This is a genomic window from Microvirga sp. GN3, assembly GCF_055792825.1.
In genome coordinates, this window is sequence record NZ_JBVVAK010000012.1 from 44,302 (window position 1) to 69,630 (window position 25,329).

At 61.0% G+C, this 25,329-nt stretch carries 20 protein-coding genes; 8 read left to right on the forward strand and 12 right to left on the reverse strand.

Translation table 11 applies throughout. The annotated features are described in order from the left end of the window. Positions 1-20: 20 nt before the first annotated feature. From ACS5Q1_RS08540 to arfA, 6 genes are all read left to right on the forward strand, one after another. Positions 21-1,907 (forward strand): ABC transporter substrate-binding protein, encoded by a 1,887-nt coding sequence (locus ACS5Q1_RS08540; RefSeq protein WP_473097745.1) that lies wholly within the window; start codon positions 21-23, stop codon positions 1,905-1,907. A gap of 66 nt (positions 1,908-1,973) precedes the next feature. Next, positions 1,974-2,978 carry an ABC transporter permease gene (locus ACS5Q1_RS08545; protein WP_473097746.1) on the forward strand — a complete coding sequence of 335 codons (1,005 nt, stop codon included), beginning with the start codon at positions 1,974-1,976 and terminating at the stop codon, positions 2,976-2,978. Between the two features lie 5 nt (positions 2,979-2,983). Continuing rightward, a complete protein-coding gene (locus ACS5Q1_RS08550) occupies positions 2,984-3,850 on the forward strand; it encodes an ABC transporter permease (protein WP_473097747.1) in 867 nt (288 codons plus the stop codon). A gap of 68 nt (positions 3,851-3,918) precedes the next feature. Next, complete coding sequence (locus ACS5Q1_RS08555; protein ID WP_473097808.1) at positions 3,919-4,893, forward strand: ABC transporter ATP-binding protein; 975 nt, start codon at positions 3,919-3,921, stop codon at positions 4,891-4,893. After that, complete coding sequence (locus tag ACS5Q1_RS08560; protein ID WP_473097748.1) at positions 4,890-5,711, forward strand: ABC transporter ATP-binding protein; 822 nt, start codon at positions 4,890-4,892, stop codon at positions 5,709-5,711. The genes ACS5Q1_RS08555 and ACS5Q1_RS08560 overlap by 4 nt, the downstream gene beginning before the upstream one ends. Before the next feature lie 66 nt (positions 5,712-5,777). Beyond that, on the forward strand, positions 5,778-7,322 hold the full coding sequence (gene arfA / locus ACS5Q1_RS08565; protein WP_473097749.1) for an arabinosylfuranosidase ArfA: 1,545 nt from the start codon (positions 5,778-5,780) through the stop codon (positions 7,320-7,322). A gap of 309 nt (positions 7,323-7,631) precedes the next feature. On the opposite strand, the gene ACS5Q1_RS08570 is transcribed toward arfA, so the two are convergent. Then, the gene (locus ACS5Q1_RS08570; RefSeq protein WP_473097750.1) at positions 7,632-9,671 is read right to left on the reverse strand and encodes an Ig-like domain-containing protein; all 2,040 of its coding nucleotides are present in this window, start codon (positions 9,669-9,671) and stop codon (positions 7,632-7,634) included. Between the two features lie 689 nt (positions 9,672-10,360). Here ACS5Q1_RS08570 and ACS5Q1_RS08575 point away from each other — a divergent pair. Further along, positions 10,361-11,851: a class I adenylate-forming enzyme family protein gene (locus ACS5Q1_RS08575; protein WP_473097751.1), complete on the forward strand. Its 1,491-nt coding sequence runs from the start codon at positions 10,361-10,363 to the stop codon at positions 11,849-11,851. Positions 11,852-12,032: 181 nt separating this feature from the next. Here ACS5Q1_RS08575 and ACS5Q1_RS08580 read toward each other — a convergent pair whose 3' ends face one another. From ACS5Q1_RS08580 to ACS5Q1_RS08595, 4 genes are all read right to left on the reverse strand, one after another. After that, entirely contained in the window at positions 12,033-12,887 is an 855-nt protein-coding gene (locus ACS5Q1_RS08580; protein ID WP_473097752.1) for an ABC transporter permease, read from the reverse strand. Then, entirely contained in the window at positions 12,853-13,623 is a 771-nt protein-coding gene (locus ACS5Q1_RS08585) for an ABC transporter ATP-binding protein (protein WP_473097753.1), read from the reverse strand. The genes ACS5Q1_RS08580 and ACS5Q1_RS08585 overlap by 35 nt, the downstream gene beginning before the upstream one ends. A 381-nt stretch (positions 13,624-14,004) precedes the next feature. Further along, positions 14,005-15,039: an ABC transporter substrate-binding protein gene (locus tag ACS5Q1_RS08590; protein ID WP_473097754.1), complete on the reverse strand. Its 1,035-nt coding sequence runs from the start codon at positions 15,037-15,039 to the stop codon at positions 14,005-14,007. Between the two features lie 586 nt (positions 15,040-15,625). Further along, positions 15,626-15,883, reverse strand: coding sequence for a hypothetical protein (locus ACS5Q1_RS08595; RefSeq protein WP_473097755.1), 258 nt, complete (start codon positions 15,881-15,883; stop codon positions 15,626-15,628). A gap of 370 nt (positions 15,884-16,253) precedes the next feature. Here ACS5Q1_RS08595 and ACS5Q1_RS08600 point away from each other — a divergent pair, with 370 nt between their 5' ends. After that, the gene (locus ACS5Q1_RS08600; protein ID WP_473097756.1) at positions 16,254-16,619 is read left to right on the forward strand and encodes a phasin family protein; all 366 of its coding nucleotides are present in this window, start codon (positions 16,254-16,256) and stop codon (positions 16,617-16,619) included. A gap of 119 nt (positions 16,620-16,738) precedes the next feature. Here ACS5Q1_RS08600 and ACS5Q1_RS08605 read toward each other — a convergent pair whose 3' ends face one another. From ACS5Q1_RS08605 to ACS5Q1_RS08635, 7 genes are read right to left on the reverse strand one after another with little or no spacing between them, the layout of a single operon-like run. Then, positions 16,739-17,398: a TerC family protein gene (locus ACS5Q1_RS08605; RefSeq protein WP_473097757.1), complete on the reverse strand. Its 660-nt coding sequence runs from the start codon at positions 17,396-17,398 to the stop codon at positions 16,739-16,741. A 48-nt stretch (positions 17,399-17,446) separates the two neighbouring features. Continuing rightward, positions 17,447-18,397: an alpha/beta fold hydrolase gene (locus tag ACS5Q1_RS08610; protein WP_473097758.1), complete on the reverse strand. Its 951-nt coding sequence runs from the start codon at positions 18,395-18,397 to the stop codon at positions 17,447-17,449. Continuing rightward, positions 18,397-20,343 (reverse strand): acyl CoA:acetate/3-ketoacid CoA transferase, encoded by a 1,947-nt coding sequence (locus tag ACS5Q1_RS08615; protein WP_473097759.1) that lies wholly within the window; start codon positions 20,341-20,343, stop codon positions 18,397-18,399. The genes ACS5Q1_RS08610 and ACS5Q1_RS08615 overlap by 1 nt, the downstream gene beginning before the upstream one ends. Before the next feature lie 12 nt (positions 20,344-20,355). Next, on the reverse strand, positions 20,356-21,462 hold the full coding sequence (gene phaC, locus ACS5Q1_RS08620; RefSeq protein ID WP_473097760.1) for a class III poly(R)-hydroxyalkanoic acid synthase subunit PhaC: 1,107 nt from the start codon (positions 21,460-21,462) through the stop codon (positions 20,356-20,358). A gap of 8 nt (positions 21,463-21,470) precedes the next feature. After that, on the reverse strand, positions 21,471-22,385 hold the full coding sequence (locus tag ACS5Q1_RS08625; protein WP_473097761.1) for a poly(R)-hydroxyalkanoic acid synthase subunit PhaE: 915 nt from the start codon (positions 22,383-22,385) through the stop codon (positions 21,471-21,473). Between the two features lie 39 nt (positions 22,386-22,424). After that, positions 22,425-23,606 (reverse strand): iron-containing alcohol dehydrogenase, encoded by a 1,182-nt coding sequence (locus tag ACS5Q1_RS08630; protein ID WP_473097762.1) that lies wholly within the window; start codon positions 23,604-23,606, stop codon positions 22,425-22,427. 16 nt (positions 23,607-23,622) lie between these two features. Continuing rightward, positions 23,623-25,281, reverse strand: a complete 1,659-nt coding sequence (locus ACS5Q1_RS08635; protein ID WP_473097763.1) for an acetolactate synthase large subunit — start codon at positions 25,279-25,281, stop codon at positions 23,623-23,625. Positions 25,282-25,329: the final 48 nt, after the last annotated feature.

The following is a 25,329-nucleotide window of genomic DNA, read 5'->3' on the forward strand; positions in this document are numbered from 1 at the left end:
ACGACTCAGGGAGGGAAGATATGCGGCTGTTGCGATCAATAGCGCTCGCCACCGGCGCGCTCCTGCTCAGTGTCTCTGCACTTGCACAAGGTTCCACATCCGCCGTTCCCCGCAACGAGACGCTGATCGTCGAGAATCCGGAAGGGACGATTAAGAACGCGGGCTGGTTCAACATCTGGGCGGTGAACGCGGGCGGCCAGTCGACTGGCCTCCACCAGCTCGCAATGGACACGTTCTGGTTCATCGACCCAGATCATGGCCTGAACGGCGTTTGGGACAATTCGCTCGCCTCCGAGCCCCCGATCTACAACTCCGATTTTAGTGAGATGACGGTTAAGCTGCGGCCTGGCATCTACTGGAGCGACGGTGTCGAGTTCACCGCCGACGATGTGATCTTCACCATCAACACCCACCTGAAGACTAACGAGCTCATACGGAGCGCCCAGGTTCAGTTGAATGTCGAAAGCATCTCTGCTCCCGACAAATCGACGGTGATCTTCAAGCTAAAGAAGCCGAACTCGCGATTTCACTCGTTATTCACAGTTCGCTGGAATGCAATGTGGATCATGCCGAAGCACGTCTTCGAAGGTAAGGATCCCCTCAAGTTCGACAACAACCCGCCGGTCTCGATCGGGCCATATGTGCTGCACGGCTACGATCCGAACGGCCAGTGGTTCACCTGGAAGAAGCGCGACGACTGGCAACGTACCTCACTTGCCCGATTTGGCGAGCCGGGCCCACGCTATGTGACCTATGTCGATCCCGGTCCACCCGACAAACGCGTCATCGCGCAGCGCAACCACGAGCTCGACATCATTCACGACACCTCGCCCGAAGGCGTGTTCACCCTGGTCAAGGAGTCGCCGACCTCTATTGGCTGGTTCGAGGGGTTCCCGTATGGACACCCCGATCCGACGCTTCCGCAAGTGATCTTCAACCACCAGAATCCGAAGTTCCAGAACCGAGACGTCCGATGGGCGCTAGCCTTAGCGCTCGATATTAAAGCGATCGTCATGGCTTCCTATCGTGGCGCCGCGACGATCTCCGCGATCGCGATTCCGCCGACCGGCACTCACCCGGACTTCTATCACAAGCCAATGGAGGAGTGGCTCTCCAAGTTCGAGATCGATACGGGCAAGAAAGTGATCAAGCCTTACGATCCGACGAAGGGCCGGGAGATCGCCGACATGCTGCGGCCCTCAATGGGCAACCAGATCCCGACCGATCCCGAGAAGATCTCCGCCGCCTTTGGTCAAGGCTGGTGGAAACAGGACCTCGAGGCCGCTGCTCAGCTCCTCGAGCGGGCCGGCTTCACCCGGCGCGGCAACAATTGGTACATGCCGAACGGCGAGCGCTTCTCCATCAAGCTCGTCGTGGAGGGCGAGGCAAGGCCCGTGATGACCCGTGGCGGGTCGATGATCGCTGAACAGTGGCGGCGCTTCGGAATCGATGCCACCACCGAGTCTGCGCAAGCGGCGTTCCTGACGAGGCGCAACGGGGGTGACTACGAGGCGATAATCTCCTGGAGTGTCGAGACCTGGGGCGGCCATCCCGATCTCAGCTTCTTCCTGGACAGCTGGCATTCCCAGTTCGTGCAGCCGGCCGGCAAAGTGCAGACGCCGCGCAACTGGTCACGCTGGTCGAACCAGGAACTCGACAAGATCATCGAGCAGATCCGCGCGATCGCCTTCGATGACCCGAAGGGCATTGAGCTCGGCAAGGAGTACGTCAAACTCACGGTCCGGGAAATGCCCATCATCCCACTCATGTCGTACAACGTGTTCACAATGATGGATAAGAAGTACTGGACGGGCTATCCGACGGCGGAAGATCCCTACACGAACCCAGTCCCAAACTGGAGCAACTCGCGCTACATGATGGTCAGGCTGAAGCCCGCTGCGAAGTAGCCGAAGAGCGGCGCAACCGGCGGGGCCGCCGCGGCCCCGCCATATCCAAGAACGCTGGTCCGAAACATGCGAACCTATGCGCTGTACATTGCCAAGCGGCTGTTGCAATTCGCGCTTGTCGTCTTCATCGGCATATCGCTGACGTTCTTCATCACGCATCTCACTCCCATCGATCCTGTCGAGCAGATGATCGCTTCGATGACCGCTTTCGGCGACACGAGCCCGGAGGCCGTACTGAGGATGCGTGAGGCCCTGCGCGCTCTCTACGGGGTGGAGGGCAGCCTCATCGATCAGTACTTCACCTATTGGGGTCGGATCCTCACGCTCGATTTCGGCCCGTCCCTCTCCGCCTTTCCCACGCCGGTAGCGACGCTCATTGCCCGCGCCCTTCCGTGGACGATTGGGCTCCTCTTCACCTGCACGATGCTGGCCTGGCTCCTGGGCAATGTCCTCGGTGGTCTCGCCGGCTATTACCGCAAGAGCCGAACGCTCAAGCTTTTGGGCGTTGTGGCCATGGGCTTTCACCCGATCCCCTACTACATCATGGCTTTCGTTCTGCTCATCGTCTTCGGCTATATCTGGCCGGTGCTCCCCATCAGCGGCGGCGCCGCACAGAACGTTCCCCAGGCCATTTCCGTCGAGTATATAGGCAGCGTTCTCCGCCACGCGATCCTGCCAGCGCTCTCAATCATCCTGGTCAGCATCGGTGGCTGGTTCATGGGCATGCGGGCGCTCGTCTCCAACATCGTCACGGAGGACTATGTCGTTTACGCCGAACTCGGCGGCGTCCCGCGGAAGCGAATCCTGTCGTTCTACGTCATGCGCAACGCCCTGATGCCCCAAATCACCGGCCTCGCCATGTCGCTCGGCGCGATCTTCAATGGGGCGATCATCGTCGAACAGGTATTCAGCTATCCCGGCCTCGGCCGGCTTCTCATCGGCGCTGTCTATTCCGCGGACTACAGCCTAGTCCTCGGCGTGACCGCAATTTCTATCATAGCGGTATCCGCGTCGGTGTTCCTAATCGACATCCTGTACCCGATCTTCGATCCACGCGTGCAGCTTGCGTGAAGGCGATGTTCAGGATCATTCGCGACCTCTTCCGCTATAATCTCGAGTTCTCTCTCGGCGCAATTCTGACCGGCCTCGTCGTCGTTGTGGCGGCGCTCTCCGTCTTGTCTCCCTACAATCCGCTCGACACTTACGTCCTGCCTCCGGACGTGCCGCCGTCGTGGGCCTATCCGTTCGGCACGACCTCGCGCGGGCAGGACACGTTTTGGACGCTCACCTTCGCGATGCGGAACACCCTCCTGTTCGGCTTCGCCGTCGCGCTCCTGAGCCGCGTTCTCTCGCTTCTCGTGGGTCTCGTCTCCGGCTACGTCGGCGGCTTCACAGACCGCGTTCTTATGTCGATCAACGACACCTTCATCGTTGTTCCGCTCTTTCCGCTTCTCGTCCTCTTCTACTTCGTCATGCGCGACTACATGTCGTGGGCGTTGTTGGCGCTGGTCATGGCTTGCCTCGGATGGGCCTACGACGCGCGTCTGATCCGCTCCATCATGATGAGTCTGAAAGAACGCGAGTTCACGCGCACGAGCATCTTTTCCGGCATGAGCGTGCGTGAGATCGTGCTGCGAGAACATCTTCCGTACGTGCTGCCGATTGTGTTCTCAACCACCCTCAATAACATCAACTGGTCGATCGGCCTCGAAGTCACGCTTTCTGTTCTTGGCTTTACGGATCTCGATACGCCGACGGTCGGAACCATGATCTTCTGGGCGAACCAGCACAGCGCGATGGTCTCGGGCGTGTGGTGGTGGATCGCGTTCCCGACCCTGTTCGTCACAATCACCTTCATCGGCCTCTTCCTGCTCGCAGTATCGATGAACGAGTATATCGATCCGCGCAGCCGTCTCAGTCGAATGGGCGGAGGCGCCACGTGACGGTACCGCTGCCCACATCCGATCCCGGTCCGGTTCTCTCCGTGGAGCGGCTGCGCGCCTACTATCAGATGAAGTACTTTGGAATCGACCGCGAGGTGCGCGCGGTCGATGACATAACGCTCCACATAGACCGGGACGAGATCTACGGGCTTGCAGGCGAGTCGAGTTCCGGGAAGACCTCGTTCATCAAGACGATCGCGGCGGCGAACCGTCCTCCGCTCAACGTCGTCGGCGGCTCAGTGAAGTTCAGCTTTCTCGATCGCGACATCCATCAGCTCGATCGGGAGGCGCTCGCGGCGGTGCGCTGGAAGCGCTTCTCGTACATCATGCAGGGTTCGATGAACGTGCTCAACCCGGTTCGCCGGATCAAGCGATCATTTTTTGACTTCGCCTTCGTGCATATTGGTCGCCCCCGCGTAGAATTCCTGGGATTAGTCGCGGAGCACCTGCAACGGCTCCACCTCGATCCATCGATCCTTGACGCGTATCCGCACGAGCTTTCCGGCGGCATGCGTCAGCGCGTGACGATTGCACTGGCTACTATCTGCCGCCCCGAGTTTATCATCGCGGATGAGCCGACGACCGCGCTCGACGTCGTGGTCCAGAAGGGTGTGCTCCGGATGATCCGCGACGTGCAGCGCGAAATGCGGTCGTCGATCCTGTTCGTCACCCACGACATGGCAGTGCACGCCAACATGGCGGACAGGCTCGGCATCATGTATGCCGGCCGACTCGTCGAGGAGGCGCCGACCAGCGTTATCTTTGCAACTCCGCTCCACCCCTACACCGCCCACCTGATCGGCAGCTTGCCGAGGATTGGCGATTCCGGCGTGAAGAAGGCGCTTGGCGGCAGCCCGCCCAACCTCTCGACGCCGCCGCCCGGGTGCCGGTTTCATCCCCGTTGTCCTCTTGCCATGGAGATCTGCCGCCGAGAGGTCCCCGCATTGACAGTTCTCTCGCCGGGCCACCGCGTCGCCTGCTTTGCCGTGAGTCCCGCCGTTGAGCCCGCGAAGATCGAGGAACCTACGGAGGCTGCGCGATGAGCGCGCTTCTGTCTGTCGAGACTGTGACCAAAACCTATTCGCGAGGCGGCTTGTTCGGTGACGGCATCTTTCGCGCGGTTGACGAAGTCAGCTTCTCACTCCCTGGAGACCGGGCGGAGATCTTCACGATTGTCGGTGAGTCGGGAAGTGGCAAGACGACCCTTTCCCGCATGATTCTGAACCTTATCCCGCCGACAGCGGGTGCCATTCTGTTCCGCGGATCCGACCTGACGCGTGCTGGCGGAAGAAGCGCGCGCATGCGCTTTATGGCGAATGTTCAGCCGATCTTCCAGAACCCTTTCGAGGCCTTTAACCCGCTGAACCGGGTCGACCGATACCTCGTCACGACCGCCCGTTACTTCCGCGGAGCAAGGAAGCGCGCGGACGCCGAGCAGATCGCGGACGAGGCGCTTCGCCAAGTGGGACTTTCATTCATGGAGATCAACCAGCGCTTCCCTCACGAGCTTTCGGGCGGCCAGTTACAGCGGGTCGCCATAGCACGGGCGCTCATTCCTGGCCCAGCGTTGATCGTTGCAGATGAGCCGGTCTCGATGGTCGATGCTTCGCTTCGAATGGCCATCGTGAATCTGTTCAAGACGCTCCGCGATGATCTCGGCGTCTCAATCATTTATATCACTCATGACCTTGCGACTGCTTACTACATCAGCGACCGGATCATCATCATGCGGAAGGGCAAGGTGGTGGAGAGCGGAGACGCACGCACAGTCCTCAACAACCCGCAACATCCCTACTCCATCCTTCTTAAGTCGTCGGTGCTCTCTCCCGACGCCGCGCTCAAGAGCGACTTAACCGGGTGAGCAGCTTCACATGAGAGGTGGAGATTGCGCCCTTGGTCCTTATAGACGAAACTGACGGAGATTCTCATGCAACGTGCCACGGTGCTGTTGGACCGAGATTTTGCAATCGGCAAGACGGATCGCCGTCTGTTCGGAGCGTTCGTGGAGCATCTTGGAAGGTGCGTCTATGGCGGTCTCTTCGAGCCCGATCACCCGACTGCGAACGAGAAGGGTTTTCGTCGCGATGTCATCGACCTCGTTCGCGAACTTGGTCCCACCATCATTCGCTACCCTGGCGGCAATTTCGTCTCCGGATACGATTGGGAGGATGGCATCGGTCCAGTCGAGGCTCGACCGAAAAGACTTGACTTGGCGTGGTTCTCGACCGAACCGAATGCCTTCGGAACAAACGAATTCGTGGATTGGTGCAAAGCTGCCGAGGTCGAGCCTATGTTCGCTGTAAATCTTGGCACCCGCGCCGGTGATGCTGCAAGAAACCTTGTCGAGTACTGCAACCATCCGGGTGGAACACACTACTCCGACCTGCGCCGCCAGCATGGGTACGAGAAGCCGCACGGGATCAAGTTCTGGTGCCTAGGGAACGAGATGGATGGTCCTTGGCAAATGGAGTACAAGACCGCAACGCAGTACGGCCTCGTCGCCAAGGAAGCGGCTAAGATGATGCGGTGGATCGATCCTAGCATCGAACTAACAGCGTGCGGGTCGTCGTCCCGAAACATGCCAAGCTTCGGTCGCTGGGAGGATGAGGTGCTTGAGCATACGTTCGAGCACGTCGACTACATCTCGCTGCACACCTATCTCAATGATTACGCCGATGACACCGCGGCCTTCCTCGCATCGCCCGATCTGATGGACAGCTTCATCGACGAAGTTGTTGCTGTTGCTGATGCCGTGGCGGCCCGCCGGCGCTCTCCGAAGCGGATGATGCTGTGCTTTGACGAGTGGAATGTCTGGTATCGCACGCGCCGCAACCGTCGCGCCCGGGTAAAGGAGGGGTGGCCGATTGCTCCTCCAATCCTGGAGGAGGAATACAACATGAAAGATGCTCTGGCATTTGGCGGGCTGTGCATCTCATTGCTGAACCATGCCGATCGCATCAAGGTCGCTTGTCTCGCCCAACTCGTCAACGCTATCGCGCCGATCATGACTGAGACCGGCGGACCCGCATGGAGGCAAACCATATTCTACCCGTTCGCCCAGATGAGCCGCTACGGACGTGGCAGGGTGCTACGAACACAGATCGAGAGTGAGGCCTATTCGGCGAACTACTATGATCCGCGCGGTGAGCTGGACCTGACTTTTCCCATTCCCGATGTGCCATATCTTAAGGTGGCGGCCGTGAACGACGATCGTGGGGGTCTATCACTGTTCCTTCTGAACCGGCACCTTAGAGAGGCCATGACGGTGGACGTTGAAACCCGGAGCTTCGGCGAGATGGCAATTGTCGCCGCCCTGCAGCTCGCCGATGTTGATCTCTTTGCAGTAAACACGAAGGACAATCCGGATCGAGTCAGGCCGTCGAAACTCGATGAGGTCAGGCTGGAAGGCGGCAAGATACGCGTGACAGTCCAGCCGGCCTCATGGAATCTAATCAACCTTGCTTTAGCTTAAGTGCCGGAATCATCCGGCAGCTGCGAATAACTTCGATGAGGTTCGACTGCTTCGAAGTCGATGCCTGCCAGGTCGGGCATGAGGATGTCGCTACCTCAACGCTTACGCTGTCCGCAGGAGAACTGGAAAACAGGCCGGGGTTGCCAGGCTGTAAGTCCGCCTTGGGTCAGACCAAGTCGTTGATTTCCCTTAGCGCGTTTTTTCCTTGGCGAGTATAGGGCAGTATTCCCCGTTAATGTGACATCTCCCGATCGAGAGTATGCCGAGCGCTCTGATGGCATGCGGCACCTCTCTCCACGCACTGGTGCCCTACAGGATGACATCTCCCGAGTTGAAAAAGCCAACAACCCTGATCTCGAAGTCGGCCACCTTGTCACCATCCGTGTCACCGCGAAGAACTCCGTTGGAGAAGCGAAGCTGTCCGTCCCTGCCCGTAAAGCCGGCATCCAGGTCATTCCTGTTAACCCATCTGAATGCCTGATTGCCGAGTGTGTCCTCGTCTGCATCAATGGTCCGGAGATCGATCCTGTCCCCTGCGGATAAGTAGACGACATCCCGTCGCGAGCCGACACTCGACTCATGCACTGAGTTAAAGTCGTACCGGTCCGCGCCGGCATCGCCGTTCATTCTGTCTCGACCCAAACCTCCAACCAGCAGGTCCCTTCCGTTCCCGCCAAACAGCCGGTCGTTGCCATCCTCCCCAAACAGCCGATCATTACCGTTCTCGCCTCTCAGCACATCGTTGCCGCCAGCGCCGTGGAGGCGATCATTGCCACGGCCGCCGAAGAACTGGTTCGCCCCAGCGTCTCCGAACCCCTTGTCGCTGCCGTTTGAAAACTGGAAGCGCTCAATCGAATCGAAGGCATCGCCACGCGCCTGACCGGTGCCCCGGTCTCCATTCTCGAGGTCCAACGTGACGGTGCGCGTGTAACGCACGGTATCTCTACCCGAGCCGCCGATCATCTGATCGGCACCAGCGCTGCCAAACAAGGTGTCGTTGCCTCCCTTGCCATCCATAATGTCGCTGGCGGAGGTGCCGCGCAGTGTGTCAGGGCCTGGGTCGCCTTCGATTCTGGTCTCGGTCCTGGTGTTAATCGCCACCGTATCGGTATTCGAGGCGGTGTTCAGGTTGCCGGCGACATCCGTGAGACTGCCGGCCGCCACCGAGACCGAACCGGTGGCGTTGATGTTGTCGGTCGCCGTGAATGTCGCTGTTGCCGTCAAGCCATCGGGAGCGACGCTGAACCCGGACAGCACACCGTTTGCGACACTCACATCCTCTTGCGTGAAGCTCGCCGGTGCAATCGCCTCCGTGAAGTTAAATGTTACCTGCGAGCTGTTGTCGAGATCGTTGAGAGCGGTATCCGCAATCACAACCATCACACCCGGCCCCGCAGTGTCGACGTCTATGGTGTTAATCGCCACCGTGGCGGTATTCGAGGCGGTGTTCAGGTTGCCGGCGACATCCGTGAGACTGCCGGCCGCCACCGAGACCGAACCGGTGGCGTTGATGTTGTCGGTCGCCGTGAATGTCGCTGTTGCCGTCAAGCCATCGGGAGCGACGCTGAACCCGGACAGCACACCGTTTGCGACACTCACATCCTCTTGCGTGAAGCTCGCCGGTGCAATCGCCTCCGTGAAGTTAAATGTTACCTGCGAGCTGTTGTCGAGATCGTTGAGAGCGGTATCCGCAATCACAACCATCACACCCGGCCCCGCAGTGTCGGGTAGCAGGGTCGCAACCGCAACCCTCGCGCTATTGCTGAAGGCATTACTAAACGTAACCCACTCAATGTTTCGGAGCGTCTCCGTCTCGCTCGCTCCCATTCTGGTGGCGGTGAAGTCCGTTGCTGTTCCAGAGAAGGTATAGTCCAACTGAGCTCCTACCAACACGGCCGTATCGTTGTCGCCATCGCCGCCGTCCAAGGTATCATCGCCATCATTTCCCAATGTCCAGTCGGCGGAGAGCCAATCGTTTCCGGCGCCGCCATAGAGCGTATCGGACGCATCGGCGCCGCCATTGCTCTCTTGGCCTGGTCTGGCGTGTCCGAACAGAATGTCGTCCTCCGCACCACCGTACAACACGTCCGAACCACCATAGCCTTGGAGCAAATCATTTCCTGCGCCCCACACAGGATCGTTATCGTTACCAGTAGGGTCGGTTACAAAGTCGTGTAACGCAGGGTCGCCACCATACAGGGAGTCGTTTCCCATGGCCTGCGACGGTCCGAGAGTTTCAATGGCACTATGGTCGGCAACTGGATATCCCATAAACGGCGGGAGGGGTGACATAGCGGGAATGTTGACTGTTTTGTCGTTTGCGTTTTCGTCGCCGATAAACTGGGCCATCGTGCTTTCCTCCTCTAGCCGGCCTTGGCTGCCAAGGAATAACGCTTAAGTAGCTTTTAATACGACCATGAACCGCTGGTTGTGAATTCTAGAATTATAAGTCCGTAATAGCCGCGGGAGGTTGAGCAGCGAAGATACGGCTGCCGCCCGTCGGCGATAGATCTCTCAAACTCCCATAATTTGGAAGACGAGTAAACGTTCCGATGTAAAGCGGATTTCCTGAAGTTGCCGGGAGGAATATGCTTATACTTAAGGGGTATTACCTAAGAGAATACTTCGTGATTGTTTAAAATCTCAAGTAAAGACCGTATTCCTTGTTCAATTAAATTCTTGCTTGTAAATCGTGATTGCGGTCAGCTGCATTGAAGGCAACTGATCGAGACGAAAAGGCAGCAGCGAGTGTTTAGAGCGGGGTTCGTCCTTATGATTATCCTGTAGGACGAGAATATGACAGTTGGCTTTTGATCTCATTAAACCATACCGTCTGTGAGGCTCCATCCCTCCCTAAAAATGCTAGGCCGACTGATAATACCCAGGGCCGGCGAGTAAGTTGGGGCTCCTTCCACCTGCGAGAAGGCAGCCTACATTCTAGAGCACAAGTTCTTGGTGAGAAACGATCATCGCCGTTCAAGCCACAAGCGAAGTGCCGACCACATCATAAAACCGGGGGAAGGCGAATGGGGACACCCATGCACATTTCTAATCTGTTGGCTTATAGCTCCGCCACCTCTGGATCGAAGATCGCCCTTCACTCCGGGGACGCCCTCATCTCTTACGAGCGACTTCACCGTAACGTTGAGACCGTTGCCCGACGACTTTCGGCATCTGGGGTTATCGCAGGCCAAAGCATTGGTATTTACATTTTGCAATCAGCCGCTCATTGGTGTGTGGTCCTGGCGCTTATGAGGCTTGGTGCGGTCTCGGTATCGCTGACTAGCCGCTTCCAGGCGGAAATCGAAGCTCTGCCCGATCTTTCCATCATTATCTGCGCGGAAGGAAATCCACCAATTTGCCGTGACGCAGTTCAGCTGATTAAGATCAGAGCGGACTGGCTTAGTACGCCATCGGATTGCAGCGTTTCCTTACCGCCATCTGAAGAAACGGAACGCCACCTTGGCAGAATCTGCTTCACCTCCGGTACGTCGGGGAAGCCGAAGGCGATCCATCTCGACTCGGCAGCACTCAAGCGTCGCCTCTCTGGAACGGCCGGTCGAAGCCGTCTCCAGGCGCAATCTGTTCTCTGGTGTGGCCTAGGTCCTGATTCCGCCTATGGATTTACAGCAACTCTCGCAGCCTGGTTGGCCGGTGGATCGGTCGCCTTCGTAAGGACACCTGATCGTGCCTTTGAGGATCTGATTCAGAGCAAGGTCAACGTGATCATTGCCTCGCCCGTTGCCCTGAATGCTGTTCTCCAAAGTCGTCCGGCGGGTTCCCAAGCGCGTGTGAACGGTCCGGTCATCGTTGCGGGGGGGCGCCTTTCCATCAGACTGCGGGACCTTCTGCTGGCCAATCTTTGCTCGGAAGTTCTGATCGCCTACGGATCGTCGGAAACTGGCGGAGTCACGCTAGCCGACGCGCGGGTGCTCGATCAACATCCTGGAGCCGTCGGCTCAATATTCCCCGACGTCCAAGTTCAGATTGGCGATGATAATCGCGCGATCCTGCCCGCTGGAGCGCCCGGCCGGATCCGGATCAAGACAAATAGCTCAGTTTCGGCTTACCTGAACGACCCGGTTGCGACTGCTCGGCATTTCTCGGATGGCTGGTTCTATCCAGGCGACATCGCTCAGATTTCAAGTGGGGGATTGCTAATCCTGCTCGGAAGAGAGGCGGAAACTTTGAATGTCGGCGGCGTAAAGCTTTCGGCCAGCGAAATTGATGATGCCGCCCGCTCTCAGGCAGGTATTGAGGATGCCTGTGCAATTGTTATTCCAGACAGAGGTGGGGGCGCTCGGCTGGCGATCGTCGTGGCCGCTCATCCAGAGGCGATCCGAGATCTTCCTCCGCGACTTCGGTCGATGCTGCCCGGCTTGCCTCCATTCAGCCTAGTGCCAGTTTCCGGTATCCCCCGCAATTCCATGGGCAAAATCAACAGGGAGGAGTTTGCGCAGGAGATCATCGGATTGTTGCAGAATCCGGAGACGGCAGAAGCAAAAGGGATTTCAATCATCGAGGGTTGATGAGGTTCGCCAGGAGGCACGATCTATCAGTGTTCCCCTGCTCCGTCCGAGCCGGTGCGCCTCACACGGCACTATTCAGTGCTCGTGCAGTAAGGCCCGCTACGATATCCTTGAGCCGAAGTCGAGGACGTGAAGAGGCCGCATTAGCGCGAATGATGGATCGATATGCCGTCCGTGTCTTCTAACGCCAATATACGAGGACGCGCTCCAGAAACGAAAGAAGGGCCGAGACCGACACGCCTAATGTCGATAGCACGAGGATGCCGACAAACAACTGGTCAGCTCGCATGAGATTCCCTGACGCAAGGACCAAGGCGCCTAGTCCATGCTGCGCCCCGATCATTTCCGCCGCAGTGAGCAGAATGAGGGCGATCGAACACGAGATCCGAGAACCGGAGAGGAGAGCCGGAACTGTTCCCGGCAGCATGATCTTCCAGACGATGCTGCGCCTCGGAACCCCAAAGGTTTGCGCCATCCGAATCACGTTGCGGTCGACACTACCAACTCCTGAATAGGCTGCAAAAACCATTGGCGAGAAGACACCAGCAGCAATCGTCGCCACCTTCGAGCCTTCTCCGATACCAAACCACAGAATGAAGAGGGGGAGCAGCGCGACCTTCGGGATGGGGAAAATCGCTGATACTAATGGCAATGCGATGGAGCGCCCCCATGAGAAGAGTCCGATCGCGAAGCCGACACCTACCCCGCAGCAGGCGCCCAGGACCCATCCCAAGACCAACCGCTGCAAGGAAGCGCCCAGATGCTTCAGCAGTTCACCACTTCGAGCAAGATCCCCTAACGCAGCCATGACATCATTCGGGGTGGGGAGGCCTATCGAGCTGTTGCCGGACAACGTTGCCGTCCACCAAAGAACAAAAACGATAGCGAAGGTCGCAAGGGAGAGTCGGGGTATTGGTCTTGCATTGAACTCGCCAAGACGACCGACCGGCGCCCCCGCATCCGGAAACGCTGCTATCTGATTGACCGCATCTGTCTTGGTTCTAAGGTGCACCGACAAGCTCCCAGTCAGCTGCATCGATCTCCCCTCGTATAGTCTCCCGTATCGTTTCCCGCATTGCAACAAGCGTCGGATGCTCCTCGCTACGGTCAGCATGGGGAAGGCCGATCTCGATGATCTTTTGAACGTGGGCGGGTCGACGGGACAGAACGATCACCTTGTGAGCCATCTGTGTCGCCTCGAAGACGTCGTGCGTCACGTAGATAGCAGTAAAATGAACCTCCTCCCAAAGCCGAAGTAGATCGCGTTGGAGGAGCTCACGTGTTCCGAGATCAACCGCAGAGAAAGGCTCATCCAGCAGCAGGACGGCAGGATTTACGACAAGCGCACGGGCAAGTCCGGTCCGCTGACGCATTCCACCCGATAGGCGGTTCGGGTAGGTCTGTGCGAACTCAGTCAGTTTGACTCGGTGGAGCGCGGACGAAACCCGTTGCCGCCGTTCCTGCTTCGACAAGGCATGGTGCTCGAGCGGGAGTTCAACGTTTCTAGCAACCGACCGCCAGGGAACTAAGGCGAAGTCCTGGAAGACGAAGGCTATTGGGTGCAGAGTTCGAGGTAAGGGCGTCCCGCGGGTCAGGATCTGACCCGCGCCGGGTACCTCAAGTCCTGCAATCAAACGAAGGAGTGTCGATTTGCCGCAACCGGAAGGGCCAAGGATGCATACGATTTCGCCGCTCTGGATTTCGAGCGACACACCATGGAGAACGGGCAAACCTTCATAGGCATGCCACACGTTATCAATCAGAATCTCCATGGCCCTCGAGCGCTCCTAGCTTGGCCGCAAGCTCGTCACGAGTGAGAGAGCTCGTTATGCAGCAGTATGAGATGGTTTCCGACCCTAAGTAAGCCACGGAGGGGTCAGACTGCGCAATTGAGAAGAACTCCGGCAGTAGAGGGAGAGAGGTCCGTCGGCAACGCCCGATGGGCGTTGGTCCAGCGCAACACGCTCTCCAGTGAGGGCTTTAGGGGCGCAGCCCTGGCGTTGGAAGACATCCTGCCCCCCGCACGTTGTACGAGACGGTGCTCGTACCGCCGGTAAAGAGAACAAGATGGCGCCAGAGTTGGTCAATCGCTCCTATCTTTCAGATAGCTTGTCCCCAGCAGGCATTAGCGCCTCATTTGCTCGAAGGATCAATTAGTCGAGGAATTCAAGACGCATAATCTTAGAGACCTCGATTTCTTGACGGATAAATCCGTTCTCGAAGTACCACCGGATTTGTTCCGCGATGTCGTGAGCATCTATGCGCCCACTAGGATCAACATAGAATGCCGCGTCCCGAACCTTCCTTTTCGCCGCCTCGGGGTTTTCATTCGGATAGAGATATTTCGCGATCACGGAAGCGGTATCGTCGACTTGTGCTGCCAGTTGGGTATCGGACCTAGGATCCTGCGCATTGAGGTGGGCGTAGTCCTGCAATCCTCGTTTATACGCCCGCAGGAATCGACGGACGGCATCACTCCGGTGCTGGAGGGTGCTCTCGGTCGCGAAGACGCCGCCGAACTGGAAGGTTCCGAAATCGGCGTAATTCGCAAGCCGAACGACATCTCCCGATTCGAGAAGATTTGTTGCGATGGGCGGAGCGATGATCGCCCACGTTACTCTATTTCCTTTGAGGGCGGCCACCAAGTTTGGCAAGGCTTGGAAGGGTTGAATAGGAATAGAACGAAGAGGTACACCGTGCATGCGGGCGAGCTGACCAAGTTGATAATGGGAAGGTGAACCAATCTGCGTGAGGCCGAACGGTTTATTGAAAAGCAGCTCGATTCGGTTCACGCCAGCCTCGAACTCCGCTTTCGTGACAAGGATCATATTTCCGGGATGGCCTCTCTCTTCTCGCGCCTGTCCGGCGATGATCTTTAGCTGCCCGGACGTGGCTAGATTGAACAGCGCGGCGCTAAGCGCTGTGACACCAAATGTGAGATCGCCGGAAGCAACGGCGGTTGCAATCGTTGGGGCCGCTTCGAAGAATACGATTTCGATGTCAAGATTTTCGTCGGCGAAGTATTGGCGCTCCTTTGCGAGGAAGAGCGGACCCGAGGAGCTGAAGCGAAGAGCTCCGACGCTGATCTTTTCCCGAGTTTGCCCGTTGGCATCTGAGAGCAGGCTAAGGAGAACCAGAAAACAGATCAGCACCTTATGGAAGGCAGGGTGCCTAAGCTCTAGGCGCATGACAACCTCCAATCGTTGGTATCGGCTTCGGACCTCGTCGCAGAAACTTCATCAAGAGCAATTTCAACGACTTTCACATCGGCAACCAGTACTTTTAGGGCGGCCATGGTAGCAGTACGTCCCAATTTCCTGGCAGCTCATGGGATAGGCTGGCCGTGCTCCTGCCCCGCTTGCTCGTAAGCTGCGAGACTTCGAGCCACGCAAGGAGCACGTCACAGGTTACGGGCTTCTGTGCCTGCTTCGATTGCGACCCTGCGCATTGCCCTGGCCAAGAACACTTTTCATCTCGTTGGCCCGCATGAGCGAGGCCCTATTGAGTCGTAGATCAATCGCGACCGGGCTCGGCTCGCCTCGCATCTTGCGAACATTCCCCATATTGAATCGGGATGGAAGGCAGCGCCGGCCTCCACCACACGGTCCGGTAGCTCCAAGCGCTCAGTCAGCCTGTGCGCCTAATCCCAGCACAATACGTCAAGATGCCTGAGGGGTAGGCGGCGACCGCACGATCCGGTTCTGTCGCAAACTCGAAGTATAGGCACTTTCAGCCCCATTTTGGCGTCAAGGCAGCGGCGCTAAGCCGTTGATTCTACAGCAGCCGGTCACTACGGGTCCTCCAGTATAGGCACGTAAAAAGCGAGTTTGCGACAGAACCGCCATTCTCCTCGATGCCGAAATCCACGACCGACAGGTCGACGTCCTCGGTCCAGGGCACATCCGGAGCGATCTGCCGCTGAAGCGACCAAGGACCGTATTCCGCGGGAAGCATGGAGCCGTCGGAAGCCCCGATGATGCAGCGCAGGTCAAGGGCGCTGGCCGATTGGAAAACGAAATATGCGGTTCTCATGATCATCTCCCTTCCAACGGCAGCGTGAACCCAGGTGCCTTGGTTCACGATCGGCAGGGAAATGCGGGCTCGAGCCCGTCGGGTCCGATCCGGAAACACGAAGGCATACCGACCCTCCAAGCAAGTACGGATGGCAGCGCACCGCTCACGGCCCGTGGAGATCGACGTGTCCCTTTTCGAACCAGCTCCTTGGTGCCGGGGGGCCGCAGGTATCGTCCTGTTCTGGGCATGAACGGTTGAATAGGCGGCGATTGTGCAGTGCACAATTCGACTTGACATAAATTGTGCACTGCACAATAAAGGGACAGCCAGCGCTTCACGCGGCCAAGTCATGCACGGAGGCGTCAGGCCTCCCCACCGGAGGACTACCATGAACCAGCAGATCGAAAACGTTCAGAAGCTCGGCAAGGACAGCTTCGACGCGGCCATCAAGGCCTTCGGCGTCGCCTCCGCTGGCACGCAGGCAATCGTCGTCGACAACACCGACTACGCGAAAAAGTCGTTCGAGCAGGGTGCCGCCACGTTCGAGAGGCTCGTGGGCGCGAAGTCGCTCGACAAGGCGATTGAGATCCAGACCGCGTATGTCCAGGACGCCTACAAGGACCTAGTCGCCCAGACCACGAAGACCCGCGAGCTCTACACGAAGCTCGCCCAGGACACCTTCGCGCCGTTCGGCGTCCTGCGCCCGGCTGTGGAGGCTGCGGTCACCCCGGTAAAGGCGCCCCGCGCCAAGTAAGGCGACGCCTCTTCTCCCGATGATCAGGACGTCCGGTCGCGAGGCCGGGCGTCCCCATGCAGGCCGGTGCGCACGGTTCCCAAAAACCGACAGACTCCGGTCTGTCATCGCCGCCACGGTCACGGCATCGCCAATCGCGGCCAGACCTCGAGGGCACCACGATAGACCATCTCGACGGCCACGTAGAGGATGACGGCAAGGCCGACATAGGCGATCCAGTGGTGCTTCTGGAGCAGGCGGGCGATGAAGCTCGCGGCAACCCCCATCAGGGCGATCGACAGTCCGAGGCCGAAAACCAGGATCACCGGGTGCTCCTGCGCGGCGCCCGCCACGGCGAGCACGTTGTCGAGCGACATCGACACGTCGGCAACCACGATCTGCCACGCCGTCTGTCGGAACTTCTTGCGCGGGGCATGTTCGGCGATCTGCCCGTCACCGTCGAGGTCGCGGTCCTCGAGGGCCTCCTCGGCCTCGAGATCCCTTTCCGCATGCCCTGCGCGCAGTTCGCGCCACATCTTCCAGCACACCCAGAGCAGCAGGATGCCGCCTGCGAGGAGCAGCCCAACGATCTGGAGAAGCTGGGTGGTGAGGAGCGCGAAGATGATGCGCAGCACCGTAGCGGCAATGATGCCGACCAGGATCGCCTTGTTGCGCTGGTCCTTCGGCAGGCCTGCCGCGGCGAGGCCGATGACCACGGCGTTGTCGCCGGCCAGGACCAGGTCGATCATGATCACCTGAAGGAAGGCCGACAGGGCCTCGGTCGTGAGCAGTTCTCCCATAGTCGCACTCCGTCTCTTCGCGGCTCGTGGTGGAACCGCGTCGTTGCATCATGACTTGGATCTGATTCCGGCTGGCGGCTTGTCCCGATCGGTCACCAGGAAAGACACGACGGCGTCGACCTGGTCGCGCGGCATCAGCGTCGGCGCGTGCCCGCAGCCCGGCACGTCATGGACGGTCGCGTGCAGGTTGCGACGGGCCATCTCCTTCGAGAGATAAGATGGCAGGAAGTCGGAGTCGCGGCCACGCACCACCAGGATGGGATGGTCGATGGCGTCCCAGTAGGCCCAGAGATGGGCCCCCGGATTGGCCGGAGCCTTCAGCGCCTGGAGGATCGCGGGGTCGCATAGGGTCAGGCAGACGCCCTGCTCCGGATCCCGTCGCACGCTGTGCGTGGTGAGGTGGCGCCAATGCTCGTCCGAGACGTCCCCAAAGGGTGCCAGGACCTCGCGCATGTACCGCTCGGCATCGTCCAGGGAAACGAACGCTCCCGGCATGTCGGCCACGTACTGGCTGATCCGGTAGAGGCCCCCTGGCGGCACCACCGGGCCGATGTCGTTGATGACGAGGCGTTCGATCGGAGTGCCAGGAAGGCCCGCCAGCACGATGCCGATCAGGCCGCCGAGGGAGGTTCCGACCCAATAGACGCGCGATGCCCCCGTGTGGGCGATGAGGGCATTCATGTCGGCGCAGTATTGCAGGACGGTGTAATCGGCAGGATCCCTGAGCCACCCGCTCCGTCCCCGGCCGACCAGGTCCGGGCAGATCACTCGTCGCCCCCGCGATGCCAGCTCGCTCGCCAGGTAGTCGAAGTCGCGGCCCTGCCGCGTCAGGCCATGAACGCAGATGACGACGTCATCGGCCTCAGTCGGACCCCATTCGACATAGGCCACCTCGTGGAAGCCCGACCTGGAAAGCCCGAGGATGTGCCCGGTCCTATCTGGCTCGAGACGTGATACCGACTGGGTTCCACCATTCCTGGCCACTGTCGCTTTTCCCATCACGCAGTCCCCGCACGTAATGCAATGGATGCCTGGGCCTCACGTGGCGTCTCGAAGATGTGCGGCGCGACGTCCCGGCGGCTGAGGGCTTCACCAAGCTTGAGGCGCATGAAGGCGCTCGTGGTGTAGCGCGACACATGGTTGTAGTAGAGGCTCTCGACGTCAGCCGCCATGGCGAACCAGGCATCGTTGAACTCAGGAGCGGCCGCGAAAGCATCGTAGCTGATGATCGCCGCCACCTTGCGGCCGAGCGGACCGACGCGGCTCGCCACGCCCTCCCGCACATCCTCGACGTCGCGCAGCGTCCGGACACGATAGCCGTCGAGATCGATGAACAGCACGCCCGCCTGCTCGTCGAGGGTGAGCCGTTGCGACAGGGGGCGCTCGAGCAGGACCTCGTCGAGACCCATCGGCTCGGCCCGGAAGAGGCGCGCGTCCATGAGCTTCGGCTCCCCGACGAGCGGCTCGAACGCCATGTGGGCGAGCACGTCCCTCTCAAGGTCGATCCCCGGCGCGATCTCGATCAGCTCGAGCCCGTTCTCGCCGAGGCGGAACACGCAGCGCTCGGTGATGAACAGCACCGGCTGCCCGCCCTCCGCCGCGAACCGGCCACTGAAGGTCACCTGTTCCACCGTGTCGAGGAACTTCGCGCTGCGTCCTTCCTGCGCGATGGCCAAATGGCCTTGCCCGACCCTGACCTTCAGCCCTCCGGCCGTGAACGTTCCGACGAAGATCAGCTTGCGGGCATTCTGCGAGATGTTGATGAAGCCTCCGGCTCCGGCGAGGCGGTCGCCGAAGCGGCTGACATTGACGTTGCCGTGACGGTCCGCCTGCGCCAGCCCGAGACAGGCCAGGTCCAGGCCGCCGCCATCGTAGAAATCGAACTGCTGGTTCTGGTCGATGATCGCGCCGGGATTGACCGCCGCCCCGAAGTCGAGCCCGCCCTGCGGCAGGCCGCCGACGATGCCGGGCTCGGCCGTCAGCGTCAGGAGATCGAGCAGCTTCTCCTCGGCGGCCACGGCCGCCACGCCCTCCGGCATGCCGATGCCGAGATTGACCACGCCGCCGAGCGGCAGTTCGAACGCGCAGCGCCGCGCGATCACCTTGCGCTCGTCGAGCGGCAGCGGCGCAATGCGGTCCACAGGGACACGCATCTCGCCCGAGAAGGCAGGGTTGTAGGCAGTGGCGTAGGTCTGGGCGTGATCCTCGGGCGCCGCCAGGACGACGCAATCGACGAGGGTGCCCGGGATCTTGACGTGCCGCGGATTGAGGGATCCGGCGGCCGCGAGCCGCTCGACCTGCACGATCACGAGTCCCTTGGAATTCTTGGCCGCCATGGCGATCGCCAGGTTGTCGAGGGTCAGGGCCTCGCGCTCCATGGTGATGTTGCCCTCGGGATCGGCCGTCGTGCCGCGCAGGATCGCGACCTGGATCGGGAAGGCCTTGTAGAACATCCACGGCTCGCCCGCGATCGTCAGCAATTCGACGAGATCCTCGGTCGTGCGGTCGTTGAGCTTGCCGCCGCCTTCGCGCGGATCGACGAAGGTTTGCAGGCCGACCTTCGAGATCAGGCCCGCCTTGCGGCCGGCGATCTCGCGGAAGAGCTGCGAGATGCAGCCGAGCGGCAGGTTGTAGCCCTCGATGACGCCGTCCGTGACCATCTGCGAGATCTTCGGCACGAGGCCGAAATGCCCGCCGATCACACGGCGCACGAGCCCTTCCTTCGCAAGGCGGTTCAGGCCCTTGTCGCGCCCGTCGCCGGGGGCGGCCGCGAACACGAGCGTCAGATCACGGGGTGTCTTGGACTCGACGAAGCGAGCTTCGAGCGCCGCGATCACGGCATCCGGCGTGCCGACCCCGACGAAGCCCGAGGTCGCCACCGTATCGCCGGGCCGGATGACGGCGACCGCATCCTCGACCGGAACAACCTTGCTGCCGTAGGCCATGATCGTCCCCGTTCAGTCCGTCTGATGGTCCAGGAGCCAGTTCGCGATGCCGGGCCCCAGCAATCCTTGCGACTTGCCGCCGACGAAGACGCCGACATGCCCTCCCGGGAGCGGCAGCTCGGTGTAGTCGGACGTGCCGACCTTGGCGCCGAGGGCCTGCGAGGTCGCCGGCGGGATGATGTGGTCGTCCTTGGCGAACACGTTCAGCACCGGGCAGGTGATGTTCCCGAGGTCGACCCGGCGGCCGCCGAGCTCCAGCTCGTTCCTCACGAGCTTGTTGTCCTGGTACAGGTCCTTGAGCCACTGCTTGGCGGCCTCGCCCGGGTGGTGCGGCCGGTCGGCGATCCACTTCTCCATGCGCAGGAAGTTCAAGAGCTTCTTCTCGTCGTCCACCACCTCGAGCAGGTCGAGGTTGTATTTGAGCATGGTGCGCATCGGCGTCATCATCGAGAAGATCGAGCCCATGAATTCGCCCGGCAGGGTTCCATGGGCCTCGATGAGGCGGTCGATGTCCTCGGGCGCGAGGCTGCGGGTCCAGAGATTGATGAAGCCGTGCCCGAGTCGGTTCTCGACCTTGTCGCCGTGGAAGTCGATCGGCGTGATCGTCAGCACCATGCCCTCGACCGTCTCCGGATACAGGGCGGCATAGCAGGTCGTGAACACGCCGCCCTCGCAGATGCCGAGCAGGTTGATCCGCTCGAGGCCGTGGCGCTCGCAGATCACCTCCACGCACTCGGCCAGATAGCCATCGACGTAATCGTCGATGGTCACCCAGCGGTCGGCCCGGGAGGGATTGCCCCAATCGACCACGTAGAGGTCGACGCCCTGATCGAGCAGGTTGCGGACGAGGGAGCGGTCCTCCTGGAGGTCCGCCATGGTGTAGCGCCCGATGAGGCCATAGACGATCAGGACGGGCGTCTTCACCTTCGTGTCGGTCGTGGGCCGGTAGTGGTGGAGCGTGACCTTGTCCTGCCGCCAGATCTCGTCCTTGGGCGTGGTGGCGATCGCCACGTCCTCGTCGCGCACCGCCTGGAAGAGCTTCGTCCCACGGGCGATCCTCTCGCCGAGGGCGGCGATCTCGACGGCCACCTGTTCCGGCCTGATGTCGACAGGGCTCATCGACTTGCTCATGAGCGTGAACCTTTGCGCTTTGATGTTTGTGCAGTCTTCGTGGCGGACGATGCCTGCCGGCGTGGCGCCTTCGGTTTGGGATGCTTCTCCTGGACCTGCGATGGAGAAGTCACACGGGGTACGGAGCGCTTGAGCGCGCGAAGCTCACGCCGCAGCTCGGTCACGGCCTTGTGGACGTCGTCGAGTTCGGCGCGTGTCGGATAGCCGTACATCTCGCTGTAGAACTCGGCCACCTTGCGCTGGGCGAGCCTGAGATCGGTCGAGGCCTTGAGCACCTCACGCTGCGTTTCCAGGAAGGCGTCGGACCTTTGCGTCTCCAGCAGGATCTCGTTGGCCGTCTCACCCCAAAGCGTCAGGAACGCGCGCATTGACTCGAGCGGGGGTTCACCCTTTTCGACCCGTCCGTTCAGTTGCTTGGCGAAGGCCCCGGCCGCGCGCGTCCAGGCATCGAGCATGACCTTGTTGTGCTCGAGGCTGCGCTGTCGCAGCCCGGCCCAGGCCCTAAACACCTCCGCGAACTGACGTTCGACGTTCCACAGATCGGCGAGGCGCGGCCCTTCCGCCATCCGCTGGAGCGCCTCGTCGACCTCGTTCGTCGCCGACATCCAGCCGCGCGGATCGAGGATCCGCGCCAGCATGGCCGCAACGATCGGATCTGAGGAGCCCGACCCATTACTGCCCTGCATTCCTCTGGTCAGGGAGGACGAGAGGTCCTGCGCCGCGGACCAGGACTGCTCGAACGCACGCCGTGCCTCTTCCAATCCCTTGCTGTCGGGTGCCGACCAGGCGCTAAAGGCCTCGCTCATTCCGTCGGCCATCGCCTTCATGTCCGGCGGGTAGGCGGGTGCCATCGCCTGGGCGCCCTTGCCCCAGAGATCGGCCAGCGCCTGCATGCTCTCGAACGGATTCATGGACCACTTCCTTCTGAGTGCCTCGCGCAGCACCTGTCGTTATGCCGTCGCCTGTCGCTGCCTGCTGTCGAAGGCCTCGCCGTAGATCGCGAACGCATCGGCGTAGGTCACCTCGCGTGGGTTGTTGACGAGCAGGCGCGTCTGCTTCATCGCGTCCTCCGCAAGCCGTGGCAGGTCGCTCACGCGCACGCCGACCTCCGCCAGGGATGCCGGCACCTTGCAGTCGCGGCAGATGGCGGCGAGGCCGTCCACGAACCGGGATGCCGCCTCGGCGACAGGAAGACCGGCTGCCTCCGGGTCGATGATAGGGGCCAGTTCCGCATAGAGCGCTTCGGCGGCCGGCAGGTTGAAGCGCAGCACCCCCATCAGCACGAGGGCATTCGACAGCCCGTGCGGGACGTGGAAGATCGCCCCAATTGGATAGGCGAGTGCGTGCACGGCCGCCACCGGCGCGTTGGCAAACGCCATGCCCGCCAGCATCGATCCGAGCAGCATCTGCGAGCGTGCCTCGAGGTTCCTGCCGTTGCGGCAGACCTCGCGGATGTTCTGCGACAGCAGTGCGAGCGCCTGCCGCGCGAGCTGGTCCGACATCGGGTTCTTCTTGTGCCGGCTCGTATAGGCCTCGATGGCATGCACCATGGCGTCGATGCCGGTGGCAGCCGTCACGTGGGATGGCAGGCCCAGCGTCAATTCGGGATCGAGGATCGCCCAGTCCGGCAGCAGCCGCGGCGATACCACACCCTTCTTCTCGGTCGTCGGCGTCGTCACGATCGCAATCGGCGTAACCTCGGATCCGGTGCCGGCCGTCGTCGGCACGAGCAGCAGCGGCAGACGCTGGCCCTTGGCGAGGCCGACGCCGTAGATGTCATCGAGCCGGTCACCGGATTTGGCCAGGTAGGCCACGAGTTTGGCCGTATCGAGCGCGGAACCGCCGCCGATGGAGAGCACGAGGTCGATCCGCTCGTCACGGCACAGGGCAACGGCGCGCTCGATCACCTCCGACGGCGGATCGGCCACCACGTCCTCGAACACGACGCGGTCAAGGCCAGCGGCCCTGAGAGCGTCCTCGGCAGCCTTGGTCAGGCCGGCGTCGCGCACGCCCCGGTCTGTCACGAGCAGGATCCGCTGTGCGCCGAACCCGGCGGCAAGCTCGGCGACCTTCTTCGAGGCTCCGTTCTCGAAGAGGATGTTCGACGGTACCTGGAAGGTGAACGGATTCATGTGGGGTTCCTCTGGATCAGGCCGGTTCGATGTCGGGGACGCTGCCGCGCAGCTCGTCGACGAGGACGCGCGTGTTCTCGGCGTAGTCGACCGGAACCGCGACCACATGCACGCCGCCGGCGTTGAACGCCTGCTCCAGCGTGATTGCCAGCTCCTCGGTCGCCTTTACCTGCCATCCGGTAGCGCCATAGGCCTGCGCATACTGCACGAAGTCGGGGTTGCCGAAGGTCAGGCCGAAGTCGGGGAAATCGTCGACTGCCTGCTTCCAGCGAATCATGCCGTAGGCGGAGTCGTCCAGGATCAGCACGACGAGGTTCAACTTGAGCCGGATGGCGGTCTCGAGTTCCTGCGAGTTCATCATGAAGCCGCCGTCGCCGCACACCGCGAGCACCCGCCGCTCCGGATGCAGGATTGCCGCCATCATGGCCGACGGAAGTCCTGCTCCCATGGTGGCGAGCGCGTTGTCGAGCAGCAGCGTGTTCGCTACGTGGGTGCGGTAGTTGCGGGCGAACCAGATCTTGTACATGCCGTTGTCGAGGCACACGATGCCGTCGTCGGGCATGACCTTGCGCACGTCGTGCACGATCCGCTGCGGCGTGACCGGGAAGCGCTCCTCGTCGGCACGATCGTTGATGCGAGCCAGAATCTCCTGCCGCAGGTTGAGGAGTTCGGCATCAGGGTCGAGCTTGCCCCCGAGACGGTCGGCCAGCAGCGCAAGGCTCGCGCCGATGTCGCCCACCACCTCCGCATGGGGGAAGAACACCTGCTCGACGTTGGCCGAGGTGAAGCCAATGTGGATGACCTTGGGTCCGCCCGATCCCATGATGAACGGCGGCTTCTCCACCGTGTCGTGCCCAATCGCGATGATCAGGTCGGCCCGGTCGATCGCGCGGTGGACGTAGTCCCGCTCCGAGAGTGCGGCCGTGCCGACGTAAAGGTTCGAGCCACCGGTGACGGCGCCCTTGCCCATCTGCGTGTTGAAGAACGGCAGGCGGGTACGGCGTACGAAGCTGGACAAGGGATCGACGAGCTGAGGACGGTTGCCGCCGGCGCCGATCATGATCAGCGGGCGCTTGGCTGCCACGATCATCTCGGCGGCCCGGTCCAGCGCTGCCGGATGGGCCACCGGACGCTCGATCGGATGAACCGGCACGATCGGCGCGCTGGCAGGTTCGACCTCATCGGCTGCCACGTCCTCCGGCAGCTCGATATGCACGGGACCTGGCCGTTCCTCCATTGCGACACGGAAAGCGTCGCGGACGATGGTGGGGATGCTGGCCGCGCTGACGATCTGCCGCGTCATCTTGGTGAGCGGCTTCATCGAGGCGATGACGTCGACGATCTGGAACCGGGCCTGGCGGGCCGTCTTGATCGCCTTCTGTCCCGTGATCATCACCATCGGCATGGCGCCGAGATGCGCATAGGCCGCGCCCGTCGAGAAGTTCAGGGCGCCGGGCCCGAGGGTCGAGATGCAGACGCCGGGACGGCCCGTCAGCCGTCCGTGGGTCGCGGCCATGAACGCGGCCGCCTGCTCGTGCCGCGTGAGAACAAGCTGGATGGAGGACCCGCGGAGCGACTCGACCACGTCGAGGTTCTCCTCTCCTGGGATGCCGAAGATGCGGTCGACACCCTCGTTCTCCAGCGCCGCAACCAGAAGGTCCGATCCCTTGGTCATGGTAAGCAACTCTCCTTGTGCTGTTTGGATGGGCCGGACTCACGATAG

Coding starts and splice junctions, on each gene's coding strand:
- ACS5Q1_RS08595 (WP_473097755.1), bottom strand. CDS start 15,883: ATGAGAACCGCATATTTCGTTTTCCAATCGGCCAGCGCCCTTGACCTG.
- ACS5Q1_RS08560 (WP_473097748.1), top strand. CDS start 4,890: ATGAGCGCGCTTCTGTCTGTCGAGACTGTGACCAAAACCTATTCGCGA.
- arfA (WP_473097749.1), top strand. CDS start 5,778: ATGCAACGTGCCACGGTGCTGTTGGACCGAGATTTTGCAATCGGCAAG.
- phaC (WP_473097760.1), bottom strand. CDS start 21,462: ATGAGCCCTGTCGACATCAGGCCGGAACAGGTGGCCGTCGAGATCGCC.
- ACS5Q1_RS08605 (WP_473097757.1), bottom strand. CDS start 17,398: ATGGGAGAACTGCTCACGACCGAGGCCCTGTCGGCCTTCCTTCAGGTG.
- ACS5Q1_RS08635 (WP_473097763.1), bottom strand. CDS start 25,281: ATGACCAAGGGATCGGACCTTCTGGTTGCGGCGCTGGAGAACGAGGGT.
- ACS5Q1_RS08610 (WP_473097758.1), bottom strand. CDS start 18,397: ATGGGAAAAGCGACAGTGGCCAGGAATGGTGGAACCCAGTCGGTATCA.
- ACS5Q1_RS08580 (WP_473097752.1), bottom strand. CDS start 12,887: ATGCAGCTGACTGGGAGCTTGTCGGTGCACCTTAGAACCAAGACAGAT.
- ACS5Q1_RS08600 (WP_473097756.1), top strand. CDS start 16,254: ATGAACCAGCAGATCGAAAACGTTCAGAAGCTCGGCAAGGACAGCTTC.
- ACS5Q1_RS08545 (WP_473097746.1), top strand. CDS start 1,974: ATGCGAACCTATGCGCTGTACATTGCCAAGCGGCTGTTGCAATTCGCG.
- ACS5Q1_RS08555 (WP_473097808.1), top strand. CDS start 3,919: ATGAAGTACTTTGGAATCGACCGCGAGGTGCGCGCGGTCGATGACATA.
- ACS5Q1_RS08615 (WP_473097759.1), bottom strand. CDS start 20,343: ATGGCCTACGGCAGCAAGGTTGTTCCGGTCGAGGATGCGGTCGCCGTC.
- ACS5Q1_RS08570 (WP_473097750.1), bottom strand. CDS start 9,671: ATGGCCCAGTTTATCGGCGACGAAAACGCAAACGACAAAACAGTCAAC.
- ACS5Q1_RS08575 (WP_473097751.1), top strand. CDS start 10,361: ATGCACATTTCTAATCTGTTGGCTTATAGCTCCGCCACCTCTGGATCG.
- ACS5Q1_RS08630 (WP_473097762.1), bottom strand. CDS start 23,606: ATGAATCCGTTCACCTTCCAGGTACCGTCGAACATCCTCTTCGAGAAC.
- ACS5Q1_RS08585 (WP_473097753.1), bottom strand. CDS start 13,623: ATGGAGATTCTGATTGATAACGTGTGGCATGCCTATGAAGGTTTGCCC.
- ACS5Q1_RS08550 (WP_473097747.1), top strand. CDS start 2,984: ATGTTCAGGATCATTCGCGACCTCTTCCGCTATAATCTCGAGTTCTCT.
- ACS5Q1_RS08625 (WP_473097761.1), bottom strand. CDS start 22,385: ATGAATCCGTTCGAGAGCATGCAGGCGCTGGCCGATCTCTGGGGCAAG.
- ACS5Q1_RS08540 (WP_473097745.1), top strand. CDS start 21: ATGCGGCTGTTGCGATCAATAGCGCTCGCCACCGGCGCGCTCCTGCTC.
- ACS5Q1_RS08590 (WP_473097754.1), bottom strand. CDS start 15,039: ATGCGCCTAGAGCTTAGGCACCCTGCCTTCCATAAGGTGCTGATCTGT.